The organism is Auraticoccus cholistanensis, from assembly GCF_009742705.1.
In the GTDB taxonomy this organism is placed as follows: Bacteria; Actinomycetota; Actinomycetes; order Propionibacteriales; family Propionibacteriaceae; genus Auraticoccus; species Auraticoccus cholistanensis.
In genome coordinates this window covers 265,213-280,287 of sequence record NZ_WPCU01000003.1, presented here as the reverse complement: position 1 = coordinate 280,287, position 15,075 = coordinate 265,213, and the positions used below count along the sequence as shown (strand labels likewise).

The window sequence follows — 15,075 nt, the reverse complement described above, 5'->3', positions numbered from 1 at the left end:
TGGGGCCGGGTGCCATCGCTGGTCACGATCTGGTCTCGGCTCTGACCAGAACCCGGCAGAGGGCGGGCGCCGGCTCCATCCTGTACCCGGGTCACCGCGCAGCCGCGAAGCCCGCAAGACGTCCACCAGCCGCTCCGACACCGCCGTCGCGTGTGCCCGGGCACCATCCGAGGAAGACACCCATGCTCCGCACCATCCGCCGCGTCCTGGTCGGCGCCGCCGCGCTCGCCGTCGCCGCCACCGGTCTCGTCGCCACCGCACCCGAGGCCCAGGCCGCGTGCACCATCAAGGCCAGCCACCCCAGCAAGATCGCCATCACCGGTTACTACAAAGAGGTGACGGTGAAGCTCTACGACCCCTGTGAGCGCGTCGACTGGGCTGCCTGGGATCTCATCGGCCCGGAAGGGGAGGCCGCTGGCCTCCTCTTCGACGAGGGCGAGACGACCACCTACCTCGACGTGTACGACTGGAACTACCCAGTCGGCTCCTACAAGGTCCGGCCGTACGCGGCGTACGACCGCGACTACAACAGCATCCCCCAGGCCGAGGGGGCTTTGAAGATCAAGCTAGGCACCGGAGCCAAGGTCACCTCCTTCCGCAACGGCAGCTGGGTCGGCTTCGACGTGCTCGCGCGCTACTACAGCCCGTCCTGGGGCCGCTACCGCGGCTGGGACACCGCCGCCAAGCTGCAGAAGCAGTACAAGGGCACCTGGTACACGGTGAAGACCTTCGACCTCAACAGCTCGGGCAAGGCGCGGGTCAGCCTCAAGCGCAAGGACAAGGCGCCCTACCGGGTCGTGGTCGCCGAGACCAGCAAGCAGTGGTCGGCCACGTCGGCCACCACCTGGCGCTGAGACCGCTGCGGCGGCGGGGCACACGGCGCACGTGTGACAGGCTGGCGCCGTGGAACTCTGCGTCGTCGACCACCCGCTGGTGGCCCACAAGCTCACGATGCTGCGCGACAAGCAGACGAACTCCCCGACCTTCCGGCGGCTGACCGAGGAGCTCGTCACGCTGCTGGCCTACGAGGCCACCCGCAACGTCCGGGTCCGCGAGGTGCAGGTGGAGACCCCCGTCTCGACGATGACGGGCACGGCGCTGACCGACCCGCGACCCCTGGTGGTGCCGATCCTGCGGGCGGGGCTGGGCATGCTCGAGGGGATGACGCGGCTGATGCCCACGGCCGAGGTCGGCTTCGTCGGTATGGCGCGCAACGAGGAGACGCTGCAGCCGGTCACCTACGCCGAGCGGCTGCCCGACGACCTCTCCGGGCGGCAGTGCTACGTGCTCGACCCGATGCTGGCCACCGGCGGGTCGCTGGCCGGCACCATCCAGTTCCTCGTCCGCCGCGGTGCCGACCACATCACCTGCATCTGCCTGCTCGCCGCTCCGGAGGGCGTGCAGCACCTGCGGGAGGTGCTCGCCGACCTGGAGGTGCCCTGCACGCTGGTGGTGGCCGCGGTCGACGAGCGCCTCAACGAGGTCGGCTACATCGTCCCCGGCCTCGGCGACGCCGGCGACCGGCTCTACGGGCTCACCCAGTAGCTGCCCACCGGACCGGGCTCGGGCACGTCGAGCGTCCCGGCCCGGACCTGGGACAGCACCGAGGCGTGCACCGCCTCCTCGACGGTGTACGCGGGGCGGTAGCCGAGCAGCGCGCGTCCCAGCTCGATGCTGCCGGTGAGGCTCCGCCACAGGTGCTCCCAGCTGGTCTGGGCGTGCTGCTCGCCGACCTCGGCACGGAACTCCTGCCACGACACCGGCACCAGCTGGGCCTGCTGCCCCCACCAGGCGGCGGCCATGCTCGCCAGGCCCCGGACCGTGGTGGCCTGGGCCGCGACCGCGTGGAAGGCGTGCCCCGCCGCGACTCCGGGCTCCTCGACCGCCAGCTCGAACAGCTGGGCGACGTCGTCGGCGTGCACGTGGTGCAGCACCTCCGCGCCGAGACCCGGCACCGGCAGCGGCTCACCGGCGGCCAGCCGCTGCCACACCCGCGGGTCCAGGTTGCCCAGCGGCGTGATCGCCGGCCATCCCGGGCCGCTGATGTGGCCGGGGTGGACGACCGTGGCGGGCAGCCCCGACCCGGACTGCTCGAGCAGCAGCCGCTCGATCGCCAGCTTCTGGGTGCCGTACTCCCCCACCGGCGCCCGGTCCGGGTCGTCCTCGGCCACCGGCGACTGCAGGCTCGGGCCGTGGGTCCACAGCGTCCCGCAGTGCACCAGGTGCGACACCCGGCCCACCAGCGCGTCGAGCAGGTGGCGGGCCGAGGCCTCGGTGAAGCAGGTGAGGTCGACCACCACGTCGGCGCCCAGGTCGGCCACCGCGCCGGCGAAGGTGCCGTCTGCCTCGGCCTGCTCGCGGTCCAGCACCACCCGGCGCACGTCGTCCCAGGCGTCGTCGTCGACGTAGGGCTGGCGGGTGCCGCGCTGCACCGTCACCACCGCGTGTCCGCCCCGCACCAGCCGGGGCACCAGGAAGGAGCCGATGTGCCCGGTGCCGCCGATCACCACGATGTCCATCCCCGGAGGCTATCCCCGCCCTCCGACGGGCGCCGCGGCGGTCGGCCCCGCCGGGCCCGGGAGCACGCGCCCGGCTCAGTAGTAGTAGGGGAAGCGGCTCCAGTCCGGGTCGCGCTTCTGCAGGAAGGCGTCGCGGCCCTCGACGGCCTCGTCGGTCATGTAGGCCAGCCGGGTGGTCTCGCCGGCGAAGACCTGCTGCCCGACCAGTCCGTCGTCGACGGCGTTGAAGGCGAACTTCAGCATCCGCTGCGCGGTGGGGCTCTTGCGGCAGATCTTCGCCGCCCAGGCCAGCCCGTGGGCCTCGAGCTCCTCGTGCGGCACCACCGCGTTGACCATGCCCATCCGCATGGCGTCCTCGGCGTCGTGCACGTCGCCGAGGAAGAAGATCTGGCGGGCGAACTTCTGCCCGACCTGCCGGGCCAGGTAGGCCGAGCCGTAGCCGGCGTCGAAGGAGCCGACGTCGGCGTCGGTCTGCTTGAACCGGGCGTGCTCGCGGCTGGCCAGCGTGAGGTCGCAGACGACGTGCAGGCTGTGCCCGCCGCCGGCCGCCCACCCGTTCACCAGCGCGATGACCACCTTGGGCATGAAGCGGATCAGCCGCTGCACCTCCAGGATGTGCAACCGGCCCATCGCCGCCGGGTCGCCCTCGGCGACCGGGTCCGGCGCCTCCTCGCCCTCGGCGTACTGGTATCCGGAGCGCCCACGGATGCGCTGGTCGCCGCCGCTGCAGAAGGCCCAGCCGCCGTCCTTGGGCGAGGGCCCGTTGCCGGTCAGCAGCACGCAGCCGACGTCGCTGCTGGTGCGGGCGTGCTCGAGGGCCCGGTACAGCTCGTCCACGGTGCGGGGCCGGAAGGCGTTGCGCACCTCGGGCCGGTCGAAGGCGATCCGCACCGCCGGCACCGACGCCGAGCGGTGGTAGGTGATGTCGGTGAACTCGAAGCCGGGCACCGGCTCCCAGTCCGGGACGGGCAGCCCACCGGGGCCAGGACGTGCGGGGTCGCTCACCCGGGCAGGCTAGCCGCTCGTCGCGGCGGTGAACCCGGCGCGCGGTAGAAACGGACCCGTACCCCTGCCCGCCCCCGGAAGGACCCGCCGATGACGCAGCCCTCCTCCGCGGGCCCGGGCGCCAGACCGGTCGACTCCGACCTGGACCACCAGATCGCCCAGCTCCGGCGCCGCCGCGAGGAGGTGGACCGCGAGCTGGACGAGCACCGGCGCAGCCTGGCCGCCACCCTGGACGCGCTGCGCACCGTCCGCGGCCGCGGCTCGGCCGAGGACGAGGCCGTGGTGGTGGAGGTCGACGCCCAGAACCGGCTCCTCGACCTGCAGCTGGACCCACGGGCGCTGCGGCTCGGCTCCATCGCGCAGCTCCGCACCGCCATCCTCGTCGCGGCCCGGGCCGCCAGCGAGGACGCCGCCGCCCAGCTCGCCGAGGCCGGCGCGCGGGAGTCGGCCCGGGCCGACCCGGTCGCCGCGCTGCTGGAGCGGATGCCCGAGGTCAGCGAGCTGGTGGGCCCCGACCTGCTCCGCACACCCGAACCGTCCCCCGGCCCGGACCCCGAGCCGGCCGAGCCGCCCCGCCCGGACAACCCCTTCGAGTGAGGACCCGATGACGATCAGCAGCCACGACCGGTCCGAGATCGCCGACGTCGCCCGGCAGGTCGCCGTGTCGGCCGGCGCCGCCGAACGGGACCGGACGGCCGTGCAGCAGGGCCTGCGCGAGCACGCCGGCTGCTTCGGCGCCGACGCCGCCGGTCGGGCGCTGCTCGCCCGCTACGCGCCGGCCGCCCGGAGGGTGGCCGGCAACGACGCCCAGATCGCCACCCAGCTGCACGCCGTGGCCAACCGGCTGGCGGTGATGGGCGGCACCTACGCCGACGTGGAGGACGCCGCCGTGCACGCCTCGGGCACGGTGAACCGCGGACCGGAGGTGTCGGTGTGATCACCGTCGCCGACCACTGGTCCATCCCCGACTGGGTCTGGCAGGGGCGGTTCCCCGAGACCGACGAGGACGGCCTGCTGGCCCTGGCCGAGACCTGGGACCGGGCCGCGACCGCGGCCGACGAGCGCGCCGGCGAGCTGCGGCAGCGGTTCGACCGGCTGGCCCAGAGCCACCTCGGACCCGCCGCGGACGCCGTCCAGCGCAAGGGCACGGTCACCCGCGAGTGGGTCGGCGCCGTGGCCGAGGGGGCCACCACCCTGGCCACCGGCTGCCGGACAGCGGCGAGGCTGGTCGTGCGGGCCAAGGAGGCCAGCAACCTGGTGCTCGCGGCGCTGCAGGCCGCCACCGCCGAGGAGCTGCGCGACCCCCGCAACCTGCTGCCGCCCACGCTGCTGCTGCAGCGGCTGCGCAGCCAGCAGGTGGCGGCGGCCGCCCACGTCCAGGCCATCTCCGAGGCCCTGGTGGAGAGCCTGGCCGCGGTCGACCTCGACGTCACCATCTCCCCCGACCTGTCCGCACCGGCGGCCGGCGCGGGCGGCGGTGGGGTGCAGAACGTCAGCACCAGCACCGACCCCCTCACCGACGCCGGGCTGAGCCCGGCCGCCGACGTGCCGGTCGACCTCGGCCTGCCCGAGGCCGTCACCGGCCCGGACGGGCAGCCGGTCGGCGTCGACGGGGAGCCCCCGGTGCCCCCGCCGGCGTCCAGCCCGGAGCAGCAGGCGCTGCGGGACCGGTACCGCGACCTGCTCAACGCCCCCGGCGAGGACACCCCGGTCCCCGAGGTGGACCTGGACCAGACCGCCGCCGAGCTCGACCCGGACGGCGAGGGTCCCGAGCCGCCCCGCCTGCCCGGGCTGCCGCTCCCGGGCGACCCGCTCCCCCCGCTCGACCCGCGCGACCCCTCCGGCACGGGCGGGCCGGACCCCGAGGAGCCGCTCGACCCCGCCGCGCCCCTCGACCGGGGCGGGCACCACGACCACCCCGGCCGTCAGGGCGACACCCCGCCCGGTCACCGGGACCCGGACGACAGCCCCCGCGACATCCGCCCCCTCGGCAGCCCAGCCAGCCCCGCCTCACCGCCGCGCCACGACTCCTGGCCGTCCACCGCACCACCGGTCCACACCGGCGCCCCGCCGGCCGCGCCGGACCCGGTCGCGGCCGAGGCCCCCCGCGGTCCATCCGGCGGCTCGACCGGCTGGTCCGGCGGCGGGCACCAGCACCACACCCCGCCGCCGGCGGTCGCCGTGCCCGGCCCGGGAGGCGGGTGGTCGCCCGAGGTCCCGGCTGCGCCGCTGCAGCCCGCCCCACCCGCTCCCGACACCTCGCCCGGCACGGGCGCGGCCGGGGTCGCCCCGGCGCCCGAGGTCACGGCCCCGTGGCAGAACGCGCCCGGAGCCGGTGCGGGGGCCGGCAGCGGCGCTCCGGCCGCTCCCGGCGGCGGCTACCCCGCCGCCCCCGGTCAGCCCTCCGGCGTGGGCCCCGGCACGCCCACCGGCGGACCCTCCGGCCCGGCGGCGCCGGGTCCCGCCGTGCAGGCGCCGGGCGCCATCGCCCCGGGTGCGCCCGCTCCCGCCCCCTCCGCGCCGCTGAGCACCGGCCCCGGCTACGGCCCGCTCCGGGAGACCTTCGCCGGTGCGCCCCCGGCGGCGGCCGTGCCCCCGGCCGGGTCGGGGGTCGCACCGGGGTCGGCGGCCGCGCCGCCGGCCGCCCAGTCCGGCCAGCCCGGGGTCGTCGCCCCGCGACCGCCCGAGCGCGGCGCCGCGGCCCAGCCGGCACCGGTCCCCCAGCAGCCCGACCCGATGGCCCTGCCCGCTGCCGGGGCCGACGATCCCGACCGCACGGCCACCGCCCTGCTCACCGGGGCGGCCCTGGCCGCCGCGGCCGTAGGGCTCGCCGCCGCCTTCACCGACCTGCGCCGACCGGTGCCCGCCGTGCTGGGTGGCGGCGGCGTCGGCGGGCCGCTGTGGCCGGCGCAGTTCGGCCCGGAGCCGGCCCCGCTGGCCGTGCTGCCGGCCGGCATGGACACCCCGTACCAGCTGGTGCTCGCCCCCGGCCAGACCGAGGCCCTGCTGGACGGCCGCCAGGACACCCTCTCCGGGCTGCTCCACCCGCTGTCCCAGGTGGTCCAGCTGCGCACTCCGGCGGAGCTGTTCGGCGCCCTGGGCCTGGGCTTCGAGCTGCTCGAGCCCGGCGGCGGGTCCGTCCGGGTGCACGACGCCGGCGCGGCGAGCGTGGACGTGCTCCGCTTCGCCGGGGTGCGCGAGGCCGACCTGGTCGTCCCGGTGGCCGCCGACGTGGCCGACCCGCGCCGGGGCCTGCCGGCCCTGGTCCGCGACCACGCCCGTCCCTGGACCGGCACCGGCTGGGCGCCCGGATCCACCTCCACCCACCCGATCGAGGAGGTGGAGCTGCTGCCGCAGCGCGCGGTCGCCGTCCCGCACCTGGCCGAGATCTGGCGGCTGCACGCCGACGGCCACGCCGAGCACGTGGCCACCTGGAGCGCCCGGTCGGCGGCCTGGAGCGGGCCGGAGGTGCCCCCCGCGGCCGCGCTGCCGGGCCGGCGTCTCGACAACGGCCACTTCGCCCAGCTCGACGACGGCACGCTGCACGAGTCGGTGGTGCTCACTGACCGGCACACCGTCCTGGTGGGACGAGGGGTGGCGGCCCCGGCCGAGTTCCACCCGGTCGCCGACGGCACCCGCCGGACCGTGGTGGACGCCGAGCGGGTGGTGGCCACCGTCGGCGTGAGCACCCTCGCCGGCTGGCGCGGGGCGGACGTCCAGCCGCTGCGCCGGGTCGAGGACCTGGTGCTGGTCCGCTACGTCGGCGGCAGCCGGGCCGAGGCGGCCGCGCTGGGCTTCTCACCCATCACGCAGGGCGAGTGGATGCCGCTGTGGGTCGCCGTGGCCGAGCTGAGCGGACCGGTCGAGGACACCCGCGTGTACCCCCAGCCGGTGCCGGTGGAGCAGTCGCTGGCCGCCGGTCTGCGCTGACCCCGGCCCCGAGGACCGCTACCGGGCCGTCCCCGCCGGCTCCGGGGCACGTCGGCGCGCCCGCACCAGGTGGGCGAGGAGCAGCAGGGCCAGCAGCAGCGCCGCGGCGACCACGAGCCACGGCGAGCGGTCCCACAGCAGCCGGACGGCGGCCAGCCCCACGAAGCCGACCGTGGAGTAGACGAGCGCCCACAGCACCGAGCCGACCACGACGGCCGGCAGGTAGCGCCACAGCGACATCCGGCCGACGCCCGCCGCCAGGTTCACCAGCGTCTGGACCCCGACGGTCAGGAAGGAGACGGTGACCGCCGGCGCCCCCCAGCGGTCGACCCAGCCCTCGGCGCGCCGGTAGCCGGGGCGGGCCAGCAGCGCGGCGGCCCGGCTCCGCTCGGCGCCGCGGCGGACCAGCCGGCCCAGCCAGTAGGTGGCGTTGGCCCGGAGCACCACGACGACGAAGAAGGCCGCCACCGTGGCGGGGAACGGCCATCCCCAGGTGGTCGGATCCAGGCTCATCGCAGCCACCCTATGTCGCTACCCTCCTGGGGTGGACTACGACCTGAGAGCCCAGCCCGCCCGCACCGTCCCCGGACCGGACGGCCGCCCGGTGCCGGACGAGGCCACCGAGCGGTGGTTCCAGGCCGTGGCCCAGGGCTTCCACGACGCCCGCATGCGCGGCCACGGGCTCGAGATGGCCGTCCGCACGGCGCAGGCCGACGAAGCCGTGCTGCGCGGCATGTACCCCCTCGACCCGCCGCCGCTGGAGCTGGACCCGCAGGCCCCGGTCGCCACCTTCATCAGCTTCGACAAGACCCTCAACGTGGGCGCGGGCCGGCTGCTGCCGCTGCACATGATCACCGACGTCACCGTCCGCCCCACCCACCGCCGCCGGGGGCTGCTGCGGCGGATGATGACCACCGACCTCGCCGAGGCCCGCGAGCGCGGTCTGCCGATGGCCGCGCTGACGGTCAGCGAGGGCTCCATCTACGGCCGCTTCGGCTTCGGCCCCGCCACCTGGCTGCGGCACATCTCGATCGAGACCTCCCGGCGGTTCGGTCTGCGCCAGCCGGCCTCCGGACGGGTGGAGCTGGTGGACCCGCACCGCAACGCCGAGCTGTTCAGCACCGTCTTCGCCCGCTTCCACGCCCAGCAGCGCGGTTCGGTCGACCGGCCGTCCTGGTACCCCGAGGTGGTGTCGGGGGCCTACGACCCGGGCAGCAACGAGCCCGACCAGGCCCGTCGGGCCGCCGTCCACCACGACCCCGCGGGCGAGGTCGACGGCTACGTCACCTACCGGGTGGAGCGGCAGGCCGGCGGGCAGCGGCACCTGGTGGTGCACGACCTGGTCACGGCGGGCGACGAGGCCTACCTGGGGCTGTGGCAGCTGCTGGCCTCGATCGACCTCGTCGAGAACGTCACCTTCTCGCGGGCCCCGATGGAGGACCCGCTGGAGTTCGCGCTGAGCGACCCGCGGCTGTACTCGGTGAGCAAGCTCGAGGACGTCATCTGGCTGCGGGTGCTCGACGTGGCCGCCTCGCTCGAGCAGCGGGAGTGGTACCGCGACGGCACGGTGGTGCTCGGCGTCGAGGACGACATGGACCTCGCCGCCGGCACCTTCCGCGTCGAGGTCGCGGCCGGGCGGGCGTCGGTGACCCGGACCGGCGAGGAGCCGGAGGTCCGTCTCGACGTGGCCACCCTCGGCTCGCTCTACCTCGGCGGGGTCACCGCCCGCACGCTGCGGCGGGCGGGACGGCTGCAGGGCGACGACGCGGCCCTGGAGCGGTTCGCCGCGCTGACCGAGCTCCCCAGCCGCCCGTACTCGGTCACCAAGTACTGAGCCCTGGGCGGCCCGACAGCCGCAATTCTCCTGACACCGGGGGCTGCCGGTGCCAGAATGACCGTCCGCGGCCGGCCACGCCCGCCCTCGGGAGCGGGTCGCGACGTCCCATGCACCTGGTCACCTCATCGTTACCAAGTCGTAGCCCGGAGTCCTTGACCACCGATACCGATGAGAATAGTTTCCGGACATCGGGCTCTTCGGGGTAAGGATTTTCATGGCGGCCAAGCAGACGGCGACGTCCCAGAACTGGGACGCCTCGACCAGCGTCGTGAGCCGCATCCAGCACGCGCTGCCCGAGATGTCGGCGGCGATGGCCAAGATCGCGCGGTTCCTGCTCGAGCACCCGCGCACCCCGCTGCAGTACTCCATCGTGGAGCTGGCCGACGAGACCGGCACCTCCGCCGCCACGGTCACCCGCTTCTGCCGGATGCTCGGCTTCGCCGGCTACGTGCCCTTCCGGGTGGCCGTCGCCTCCGACGTCGGCCGCGACAGCGCCGCCGCCTGGCAGAGCGACATCGGCGGTGAGTTCCGTCCCGAGGACAGCCCGCAGACCGTGCTCAGCACGCTGATCAGCGCCCACACCCGCTCGCTGCAGCAGACGGCCTCCCAGCTCGACCTCGAGCTGCTGGAGCTGGTGGCCCGCCGGATCTCCGGCTGCCGCCACTTCGACATCTACGGCGTCGGCGGCAGCGCCCTGATGGCCAAGGAGCTCGAGGCCCGGCTCTACCGCATCGGCATCAACTGCCACCACTGGGGCGAGCTGCACGCGGGGCTGACCAGCGCGGCCGTGCAGGACGCCGACTGCGTGGCCCTGGCGATCAGCAACACCGGGCGCACCGAGTCGACCATCCAGATGCTGCAGCAGGCCCGGGCGGCCGGCGCCCTCACCATCGCGCTGACCAACAACCCGAGCTCGCCGGCCGCGGCCGCCGCCGACCTGACGATCACCACCTCGGCGTTCGGGCGCTTCCTGCAGCCCGACGACCTGGCCGCCAAGCACGTCCAGCTGCTGGTGATCGACCTGCTGTACCTGCTGATCGCCCAGCAGAACTACAGCCGGGCCACCAGCACCCTGGCCGCGACGGCACTGGCCGTCTCCCCGCACCGCCGCGCCCCGCGGGCGGTGCACCGTCCTCCGGCCGCCGAGCGGCGGACGGTCGGCGTCGACCACCCCACCAGAGCCCAGCCGGACCACCGAGCCGGTTGACGACAGCGCAAGCCCAACAACGGAAGGCATATCAAGATGAGTGAACAGTTCGGGACCGTGGGCCGCCGCACCCTGCTGCGCGGTTCCCTGGTCGCTGCGGCGATGGTGCCGGTCGGCGGGGCGCTGGCGTCGTGCGCCGGCAGCGGCGCCGGTCCGGCCGCTCCCCAGGAGACCGGTGAGGCCACCGACAACAACCCGTTCGGCGTGCCCGAGGGCAGCACCGTCGACGCGGTGATCTTCAACGGTGGCTACGGCGTCGACTACGTCGAGTTCGCCGCCGAGGTGATGGGCGCCAGCATGGGCGTCACCCCGAAGATCTCCCCCTCCACGGCGATCGCCCAGGAGCTGCAGCCCCGCTTCGCCGGTGGCAACCCGCCGGACCTGATCGACAACTCCGGCGCCCAGCAGATCGGCTTCAACGCCATCCTGGACCAGCTGGAGGACCTCACCGACGTCATCGACGCCAACAACTACGAGGGCACCCCGATCCGCGACACCCTGTACGAGGGCGTGCTGGCTCCCGGCACCTTCGGCGACAAGCTGGCCGCGATCAACTACGTGCTGACCGTGTACGGCGTCTGGTACTCCGCCTCGCTGTTCGAGGAGAACGGCTGGACGGTCCCCACCACCTGGGACGAGGCCCTCGAGCTGGGCGCCAAGGCCAAGGAGAAGGACAAGTACCTCTTCGTCTGGGGCAAGGAGGCCGCGACCTACTACCAGACGATGGCCATCGAGTCCGCCATCATGCAGGGCGGGGACGAGGTGCGCCTGGCGCTGGAGAACCTGCAGCCGGACTGCTGGTCCAAGCCGGCCGTGCAGGACGTCTTCACCAAGATGGCCGAGGCCGTGGAGAAGGGCTACTTCGCCCCCGGCGGCGCGGGCACCCAGTTCACCGCCGCCCAGGCCCAGTGGAGCAACGACCAGGAGGCCCTGCTCTACCCGTCGGGCGCCTGGATCGAGAACGAGATGAAGTCCCAGACCGCCGAGGGCTTCGAGATGAAGGGCTTCCGCGGCCTCGTGGTCGACCCGGCCACCGCCGTGCTGCCCGCCGGTGCGCTGCACAGCACCGCCGGCGAGCCCTACATCGTGCCGAGCCAGGCGGCCAACGTGGCCGGTGGCAAGGAGCTGCTGCGGGCCATGCTCAGCAAGGAGGCGGCCACCAACTTCGCCAAGGAGAAGCTGGCCCCGACGATCGTCCAGGGCACCGTGCCCGAGGACGGCTTCGGCTCCACCGCGCTGCAGTCCCAGACCGAGATGCTGAACGCGGCCGGCACCGACGTCTTCACGTTCAACTTCGTCAGCACCTACGGCATGAACGCGGACATGCTGACGGTCTGGAACAGCTTCCTCGACGGCTCCTTCGGCGTCGACGAGCTGACCAGCCGGCTGCAGGAGCTCACCGACGCCGTGGCCAACGACGACTCGGTCGAGAAGATCGAAGTCCAGTGAGCCAAGGCACCACTGCCGACGTGCGGCCCGCCGCCGGGCTGCCGGGGGTTCCCCCGGTGGCCCGGCGGCGGCGCCGTCGGCCGTCCTTCGGCCGGATCAGCTTCATGGCCGTCTTCCTCGGCCTGCCGCTGCTGATCTACGTCGGTCTCGTGCTGTGGCCCTTCGGGCAGGCGTTCTACTACTCGCTCACCGCGTGGAGCGGGTTCAGCCCGCCCAAGGGCTTCGTCGGCCTGGACAACTACGCCCGCATCTTCTCCGACGCCACGTTCCTGCGCGCGATGCGGAACAACGTCATCCTCGTCGTCGTGGTGCCGCTGGTCACCATCGTGCTCAGCCTGGCGCTGGCCAGCGTGCTGACGGTCAGCGGCTCCTCCACCGGCGAGGTGCGGGGGCTGCGCGGCTCCAGCCTGTACCGGGTGGTCTCGTTCTTCCCCTACGCGGTCCCGGCCATCGTCATCGGCCTGATCTGGGGCATGGTCTACAACCCGCGGGGCGGTCTGCTCAACGGGTTCCTGACCGCGCTGGGGTTCGACGCGTTCGCCGCCTTCCCCTGGCTGGGTGACACCGACACCGCGATGGGCGCGACCATCTTCGTGATGGTGTGGGCCATGGTGGGCTTCTACATGGTCCTCTTCGTCGCCGCCATCCGCGGCGTCGACAAGGAGGTCTTCGAGGCCGCCCGGCTCGACGGTGCCGGTCGCTTCCGCACCGCCGTGACGATCACCGTGCCGCTCATCCGCGACAACGTCCAGACCGCCTACATCTACCTCGGCATCGCCGCCCTGGACGCCTTCGTGTTCATGCAGGCCATGAACCCGACCGGCGGCCCGGACAACTCCACGCTGGTGATGGCGCAGGAGCTGTTCCGCACCGCATTCACCCAGAACCGCTGGGGTGAGGCCTCGGCCATGGGCGTGGTCCTGGCCCTCGTCACCCTCGCGTTCGCCGCCCTGGTCTTCGTGGTCAACCGCCTGACCGGGGCCGAGAAGGACGAAGGTAAGCGCACGTGACGACCATCGACGAGGCCCGACCCACCGCGACGACGGTGGACGAGGCCCAGCCGCTGCGCACGACCAGGACCACCGGTGGCGACAAGGCCGTGGCCGTCGCCTCCCACGTGGTGCTGGTGGTGTGGACCATCATCATCCTGATCCCGCTGCTGTGGTCGCTGCTGTCCTCGTTCAAGAGCTCCAGCGAGATCATCAGCGGCTCGCCGTTCGCGCTGCCCGAGACGTGGCTGTTCGGCAACTACGCCCGGGCCTGGACCGAGGCGGGGATCGGGCGCTACTTCCTGAACACGGTGCTGGTGGTGGGGTCCGCCCTGGTGCTGGTCATGCTGCTGGGCGCCATGTGCGCCTACGTGCTGGCCCGCTACTCCTTCCCCGGTCGCCGACTCATCTACTACCTGATGCTGGCGGGGCTGACCTTCCCGGTGTTCCTGGCCATCGTGCCGCTGTTCTTCGTGCTGCGGGGGATGGCGCTGCTCAACACCCTGCCGGGGCTGGTGCTGACCTACGTGGCCTTCGCGCTGCCGTTCACGGTGTTCTTCCTCTACGCCTTCTTCCGGACGCTGCCGGAGGAGATCGCCGAGGCGGCCGCCATCGACGGCTGCGGGGACTGGCGGACGTTCTTCAGCGTGATGCTGCCGATGGCCAAGCCCGGTCTCGCGTCGGTGACCATCTTCAACTTCCTGGGGCTGTGGAACCAGTACCTGATCCCGGTGGCCATCAACACCCGCCAGGAGAACTGGGTGCTGAGCCAGGGCATGGGCGCCTACGCCGGCCAGATCGGCTACGAGATCGACTTCGGCGGCCTGTTCGCGGCGGTGGTCATCACCATCACCCCGGTGCTGATCGTCTACGTGATCTTCCAGCGCCAGGTGCAGAACTCCGTCACCGGAGGCGCGCTGAAGTGACGGCCTGAGCCGCCACCGCGCGAGCCCGCCACCCGGACCCCAGCGGTCCGGGGGCGGGCTCTCTGCTTCCCCGGGTGGGGCGGCGCTCAGTCGGCGGCGGGGAGCTTGTGGCGGTAGGTCCAGGAGGTCAACGCCGTCCCCACCATCACCGTCAGCACCCCGACGAAGACGTGCGCGTCGATGACGCGGGCCTCGGCCAGCCCGATCTGCACCAGCGGCAGGACGGCCACCACGGCCGCCATCGTCACCAGCAGCCGTCCGGCCGTCCGGCGCAGCACGACGTACACCACCAGGCTGGCCAGGCAGACCGCCAGCGTCACCCAGGCGAAGGTCTCGTGCAGGCCGAACCAGCGCGGGTCGCGGCCGATGCCCGCCGCCGCCCAGCCGGCCTGGCCGATCAGGGCCGCCAGCACCAGCGTCGCGGCGGTGCGGAGCACGAGCAGGTGCGGGTGGACCGGCAGGTTCATGCACTCAAGGCTCTCACGCGCCTGCCCGGGCGGGGCTAGGGTGACGCACTGACGTCCGTCCCCGACCGCTCCCGGAGGTGTGGTGGTCACCGACCCGCTGGCCCTGGTGCTGCTCTCGGCGCTGTTCGCGCTGACCGGCGGCTGGTTCGCCGTGCAGACGCTGCGGCCCTCCCGCTGGCCCGAGCGGCTCGACCACGGGCTGCACCTGCTGATGAGCCTGGCCATGCTGACGATGGCCTGGACGCACGGGTCCTCGGTGCCGGTGTGGCCCCAGCTGGTGCTGTTCGCGCTGTCCAGCCTGTGGTTCCTGGGCCGGGCCCTGTGGTCCCCGGGCCAACCCCTGTGGTCCCCGGGCAGGACTGGGCACGCCGCCACGTCCGCCACGGAGGACGCCTCGGTGGCGTGGCTGCCCTGGTTCCACGTCGTGATGACGCTGGCCATGGTCTGGATGCTGGCGGTGGAGCCGCCGGAGGGCGGGTCGGCCCACGACCACACGGCGGCCCGGCTGGGCCTGGTGCCCGAGCTGACCGGGCTGGGCCTGGTCGCGCTGCTGCTGGCCGGCACAGCGCTGTCGGTCAGCGCGGCCGTGCACGCGCGGGCGTCGCGGGCACCGCACCACCGGCCGGGGGGCTTCGACGTCAGCCACACCGTGATGGGGGTCGGGATGCTGGCGATGACCGCGCCGGCCCTGCTCGGCTGACGATTCTCTACATCTTGTAGAACAGCGGTACGGTGGGGCCACCCGA

Annotated in this window: 15 protein-coding genes; 11 read left to right on the top strand and 4 right to left on the bottom strand. The window is 73.8% G+C overall.

Annotated features, from left to right (window positions below; genetic code table 11):
* Positions 1–182: 182 nt before the first annotated feature.
* Positions 183–854 carry a hypothetical protein gene (locus GC722_RS02300; protein ID WP_156607520.1) on the top strand — a complete coding sequence of 224 codons (672 nt, stop codon included), beginning with the start codon at positions 183–185 and terminating at the stop codon, positions 852–854.
* 97 nt (positions 855–951) lie between these two features.
* Complete coding sequence (upp, locus tag GC722_RS02295) at positions 952–1,545, top strand: uracil phosphoribosyltransferase (RefSeq protein WP_156607724.1); 594 nt, start codon at positions 952–954, stop codon at positions 1,543–1,545.
* Here upp and GC722_RS02290 read toward each other — a convergent pair.
* Both GC722_RS02290 and GC722_RS02285 read right to left on the bottom strand, forming a co-directional pair.
* A complete protein-coding gene (locus GC722_RS02290) occupies positions 1,527–2,519 on the bottom strand; it encodes an NAD-dependent epimerase/dehydratase family protein (RefSeq protein ID WP_156607519.1) in 993 nt (330 codons plus the stop codon). The genes upp and GC722_RS02290 overlap by 19 nt on opposite strands.
* 75 nt (positions 2,520–2,594) lie before the next feature.
* The gene (locus GC722_RS02285; protein WP_331714309.1) at positions 2,595–3,524 is read right to left on the bottom strand and encodes a 1,4-dihydroxy-2-naphthoyl-CoA synthase; all 930 of its coding nucleotides are present in this window, start codon (positions 3,522–3,524) and stop codon (positions 2,595–2,597) included.
* Positions 3,525–3,614: 90 nt separating this feature from the next.
* Between GC722_RS02285 and GC722_RS02280 the strand changes: the two genes are divergently transcribed.
* The 3 genes from GC722_RS02280 to GC722_RS02270 are packed head-to-tail and all read left to right on the top strand — an operon-like array spanning position 3,615 to position 7,454.
* Positions 3,615–4,121: a YbaB/EbfC family nucleoid-associated protein gene (locus GC722_RS02280; RefSeq protein ID WP_156607518.1), complete on the top strand. Its 507-nt coding sequence runs from the start codon at positions 3,615–3,617 to the stop codon at positions 4,119–4,121.
* Between the two features lie 7 nt (positions 4,122–4,128).
* Entirely contained in the window at positions 4,129–4,461 is a 333-nt protein-coding gene (locus GC722_RS02275; protein ID WP_156607517.1) for a hypothetical protein, read from the top strand.
* Positions 4,458–7,454, top strand: coding sequence for a WXG100-like domain-containing protein (locus tag GC722_RS02270; RefSeq protein ID WP_156607516.1), 2,997 nt, complete (start codon positions 4,458–4,460; stop codon positions 7,452–7,454). The genes GC722_RS02275 and GC722_RS02270 overlap by 4 nt, the downstream gene beginning before the upstream one ends.
* An 18-nt stretch (positions 7,455–7,472) precedes the next feature.
* Here GC722_RS02270 and GC722_RS02265 read toward each other — a convergent pair whose 3' ends face one another.
* Positions 7,473–7,967: a DedA family protein gene (locus GC722_RS02265; protein WP_156607515.1), complete on the bottom strand. Its 495-nt coding sequence runs from the start codon at positions 7,965–7,967 to the stop codon at positions 7,473–7,475.
* Between the two features lie 31 nt (positions 7,968–7,998).
* Here GC722_RS02265 and GC722_RS02260 point away from each other — a divergent pair, with 31 nt between their 5' ends.
* The 5 genes from GC722_RS02260 to GC722_RS02240 all read left to right on the top strand — a co-directional run bounded on the left by GC722_RS02260 (position 7,999) and on the right by GC722_RS02240 (position 13,862).
* Positions 7,999–9,288, top strand: a complete 1,290-nt coding sequence (locus tag GC722_RS02260; protein WP_156607514.1) for a GNAT family N-acetyltransferase — start codon at positions 7,999–8,001, stop codon at positions 9,286–9,288.
* A gap of 217 nt (positions 9,289–9,505) precedes the next feature.
* Positions 9,506–10,498, top strand: coding sequence for a MurR/RpiR family transcriptional regulator (locus tag GC722_RS02255; RefSeq protein ID WP_156607513.1), 993 nt, complete (start codon positions 9,506–9,508; stop codon positions 10,496–10,498).
* A gap of 36 nt (positions 10,499–10,534) precedes the next feature.
* Positions 10,535–11,947, top strand: a complete 1,413-nt coding sequence (gene ngcE, locus GC722_RS02250) for an N-acetylglucosamine/diacetylchitobiose ABC transporter substrate-binding protein (protein WP_156607512.1) — start codon at positions 10,535–10,537, stop codon at positions 11,945–11,947.
* A complete protein-coding gene (locus GC722_RS02245; protein ID WP_331714308.1) occupies positions 11,944–12,957 on the top strand; it encodes a carbohydrate ABC transporter permease in 1,014 nt (337 codons plus the stop codon). Before ngcE ends, GC722_RS02245 begins: the two co-directional genes overlap by 4 nt.
* Complete coding sequence (locus GC722_RS02240) at positions 12,954–13,862, top strand: carbohydrate ABC transporter permease (protein WP_331714307.1); 909 nt, start codon at positions 12,954–12,956, stop codon at positions 13,860–13,862. Before GC722_RS02245 ends, GC722_RS02240 begins: the two co-directional genes overlap by 4 nt.
* 86 nt (positions 13,863–13,948) lie before the next feature.
* Here the strand turns inward: GC722_RS02240 and GC722_RS02235 are convergent, their stop codons facing one another.
* Positions 13,949–14,329, bottom strand: a complete 381-nt coding sequence (locus GC722_RS02235; RefSeq protein ID WP_156607511.1) for a hypothetical protein — start codon at positions 14,327–14,329, stop codon at positions 13,949–13,951.
* 82 nt (positions 14,330–14,411) lie between these two features.
* Here GC722_RS02235 and GC722_RS02230 point away from each other — a divergent pair, with 82 nt between their 5' ends.
* Positions 14,412–15,029, top strand: coding sequence for a DUF5134 domain-containing protein (locus tag GC722_RS02230; RefSeq protein WP_156607510.1), 618 nt, complete (start codon positions 14,412–14,414; stop codon positions 15,027–15,029).
* Positions 15,030–15,075 lie beyond the last annotated feature (46 nt).

Excerpts from the sequence above, each read along its gene's own strand:
- upp (WP_156607724.1), top strand. The coding sequence starts at position 952 with ATGCTGCGCGACAAGCAGACGAACTCCCCGACCTTCCGGCGGCTGACC.
- ngcE (WP_156607512.1), top strand. The coding sequence starts at position 10,535 with ATGAGTGAACAGTTCGGGACCGTGGGCCGCCGCACCCTGCTGCGCGGT.
- GC722_RS02235 (WP_156607511.1), bottom strand. The coding sequence starts at position 14,329 with ATGAACCTGCCGGTCCACCCGCACCTGCTCGTGCTCCGCACCGCCGCG.
- GC722_RS02300 (WP_156607520.1), top strand. The coding sequence starts at position 183 with ATGCTCCGCACCATCCGCCGCGTCCTGGTCGGCGCCGCCGCGCTCGCC.
- GC722_RS02275 (WP_156607517.1), top strand. The coding sequence starts at position 4,129 with ATGACGATCAGCAGCCACGACCGGTCCGAGATCGCCGACGTCGCCCGG.
- GC722_RS02290 (WP_156607519.1), bottom strand. The coding sequence starts at position 2,519 with ATGGACATCGTGGTGATCGGCGGCACCGGGCACATCGGCTCCTTCCTG.
- GC722_RS02265 (WP_156607515.1), bottom strand. The coding sequence starts at position 7,967 with ATGAGCCTGGATCCGACCACCTGGGGATGGCCGTTCCCCGCCACGGTG.
- GC722_RS02255 (WP_156607513.1), top strand. The coding sequence starts at position 9,506 with ATGGCGGCCAAGCAGACGGCGACGTCCCAGAACTGGGACGCCTCGACC.
- GC722_RS02280 (WP_156607518.1), top strand. The coding sequence starts at position 3,615 with ATGACGCAGCCCTCCTCCGCGGGCCCGGGCGCCAGACCGGTCGACTCC.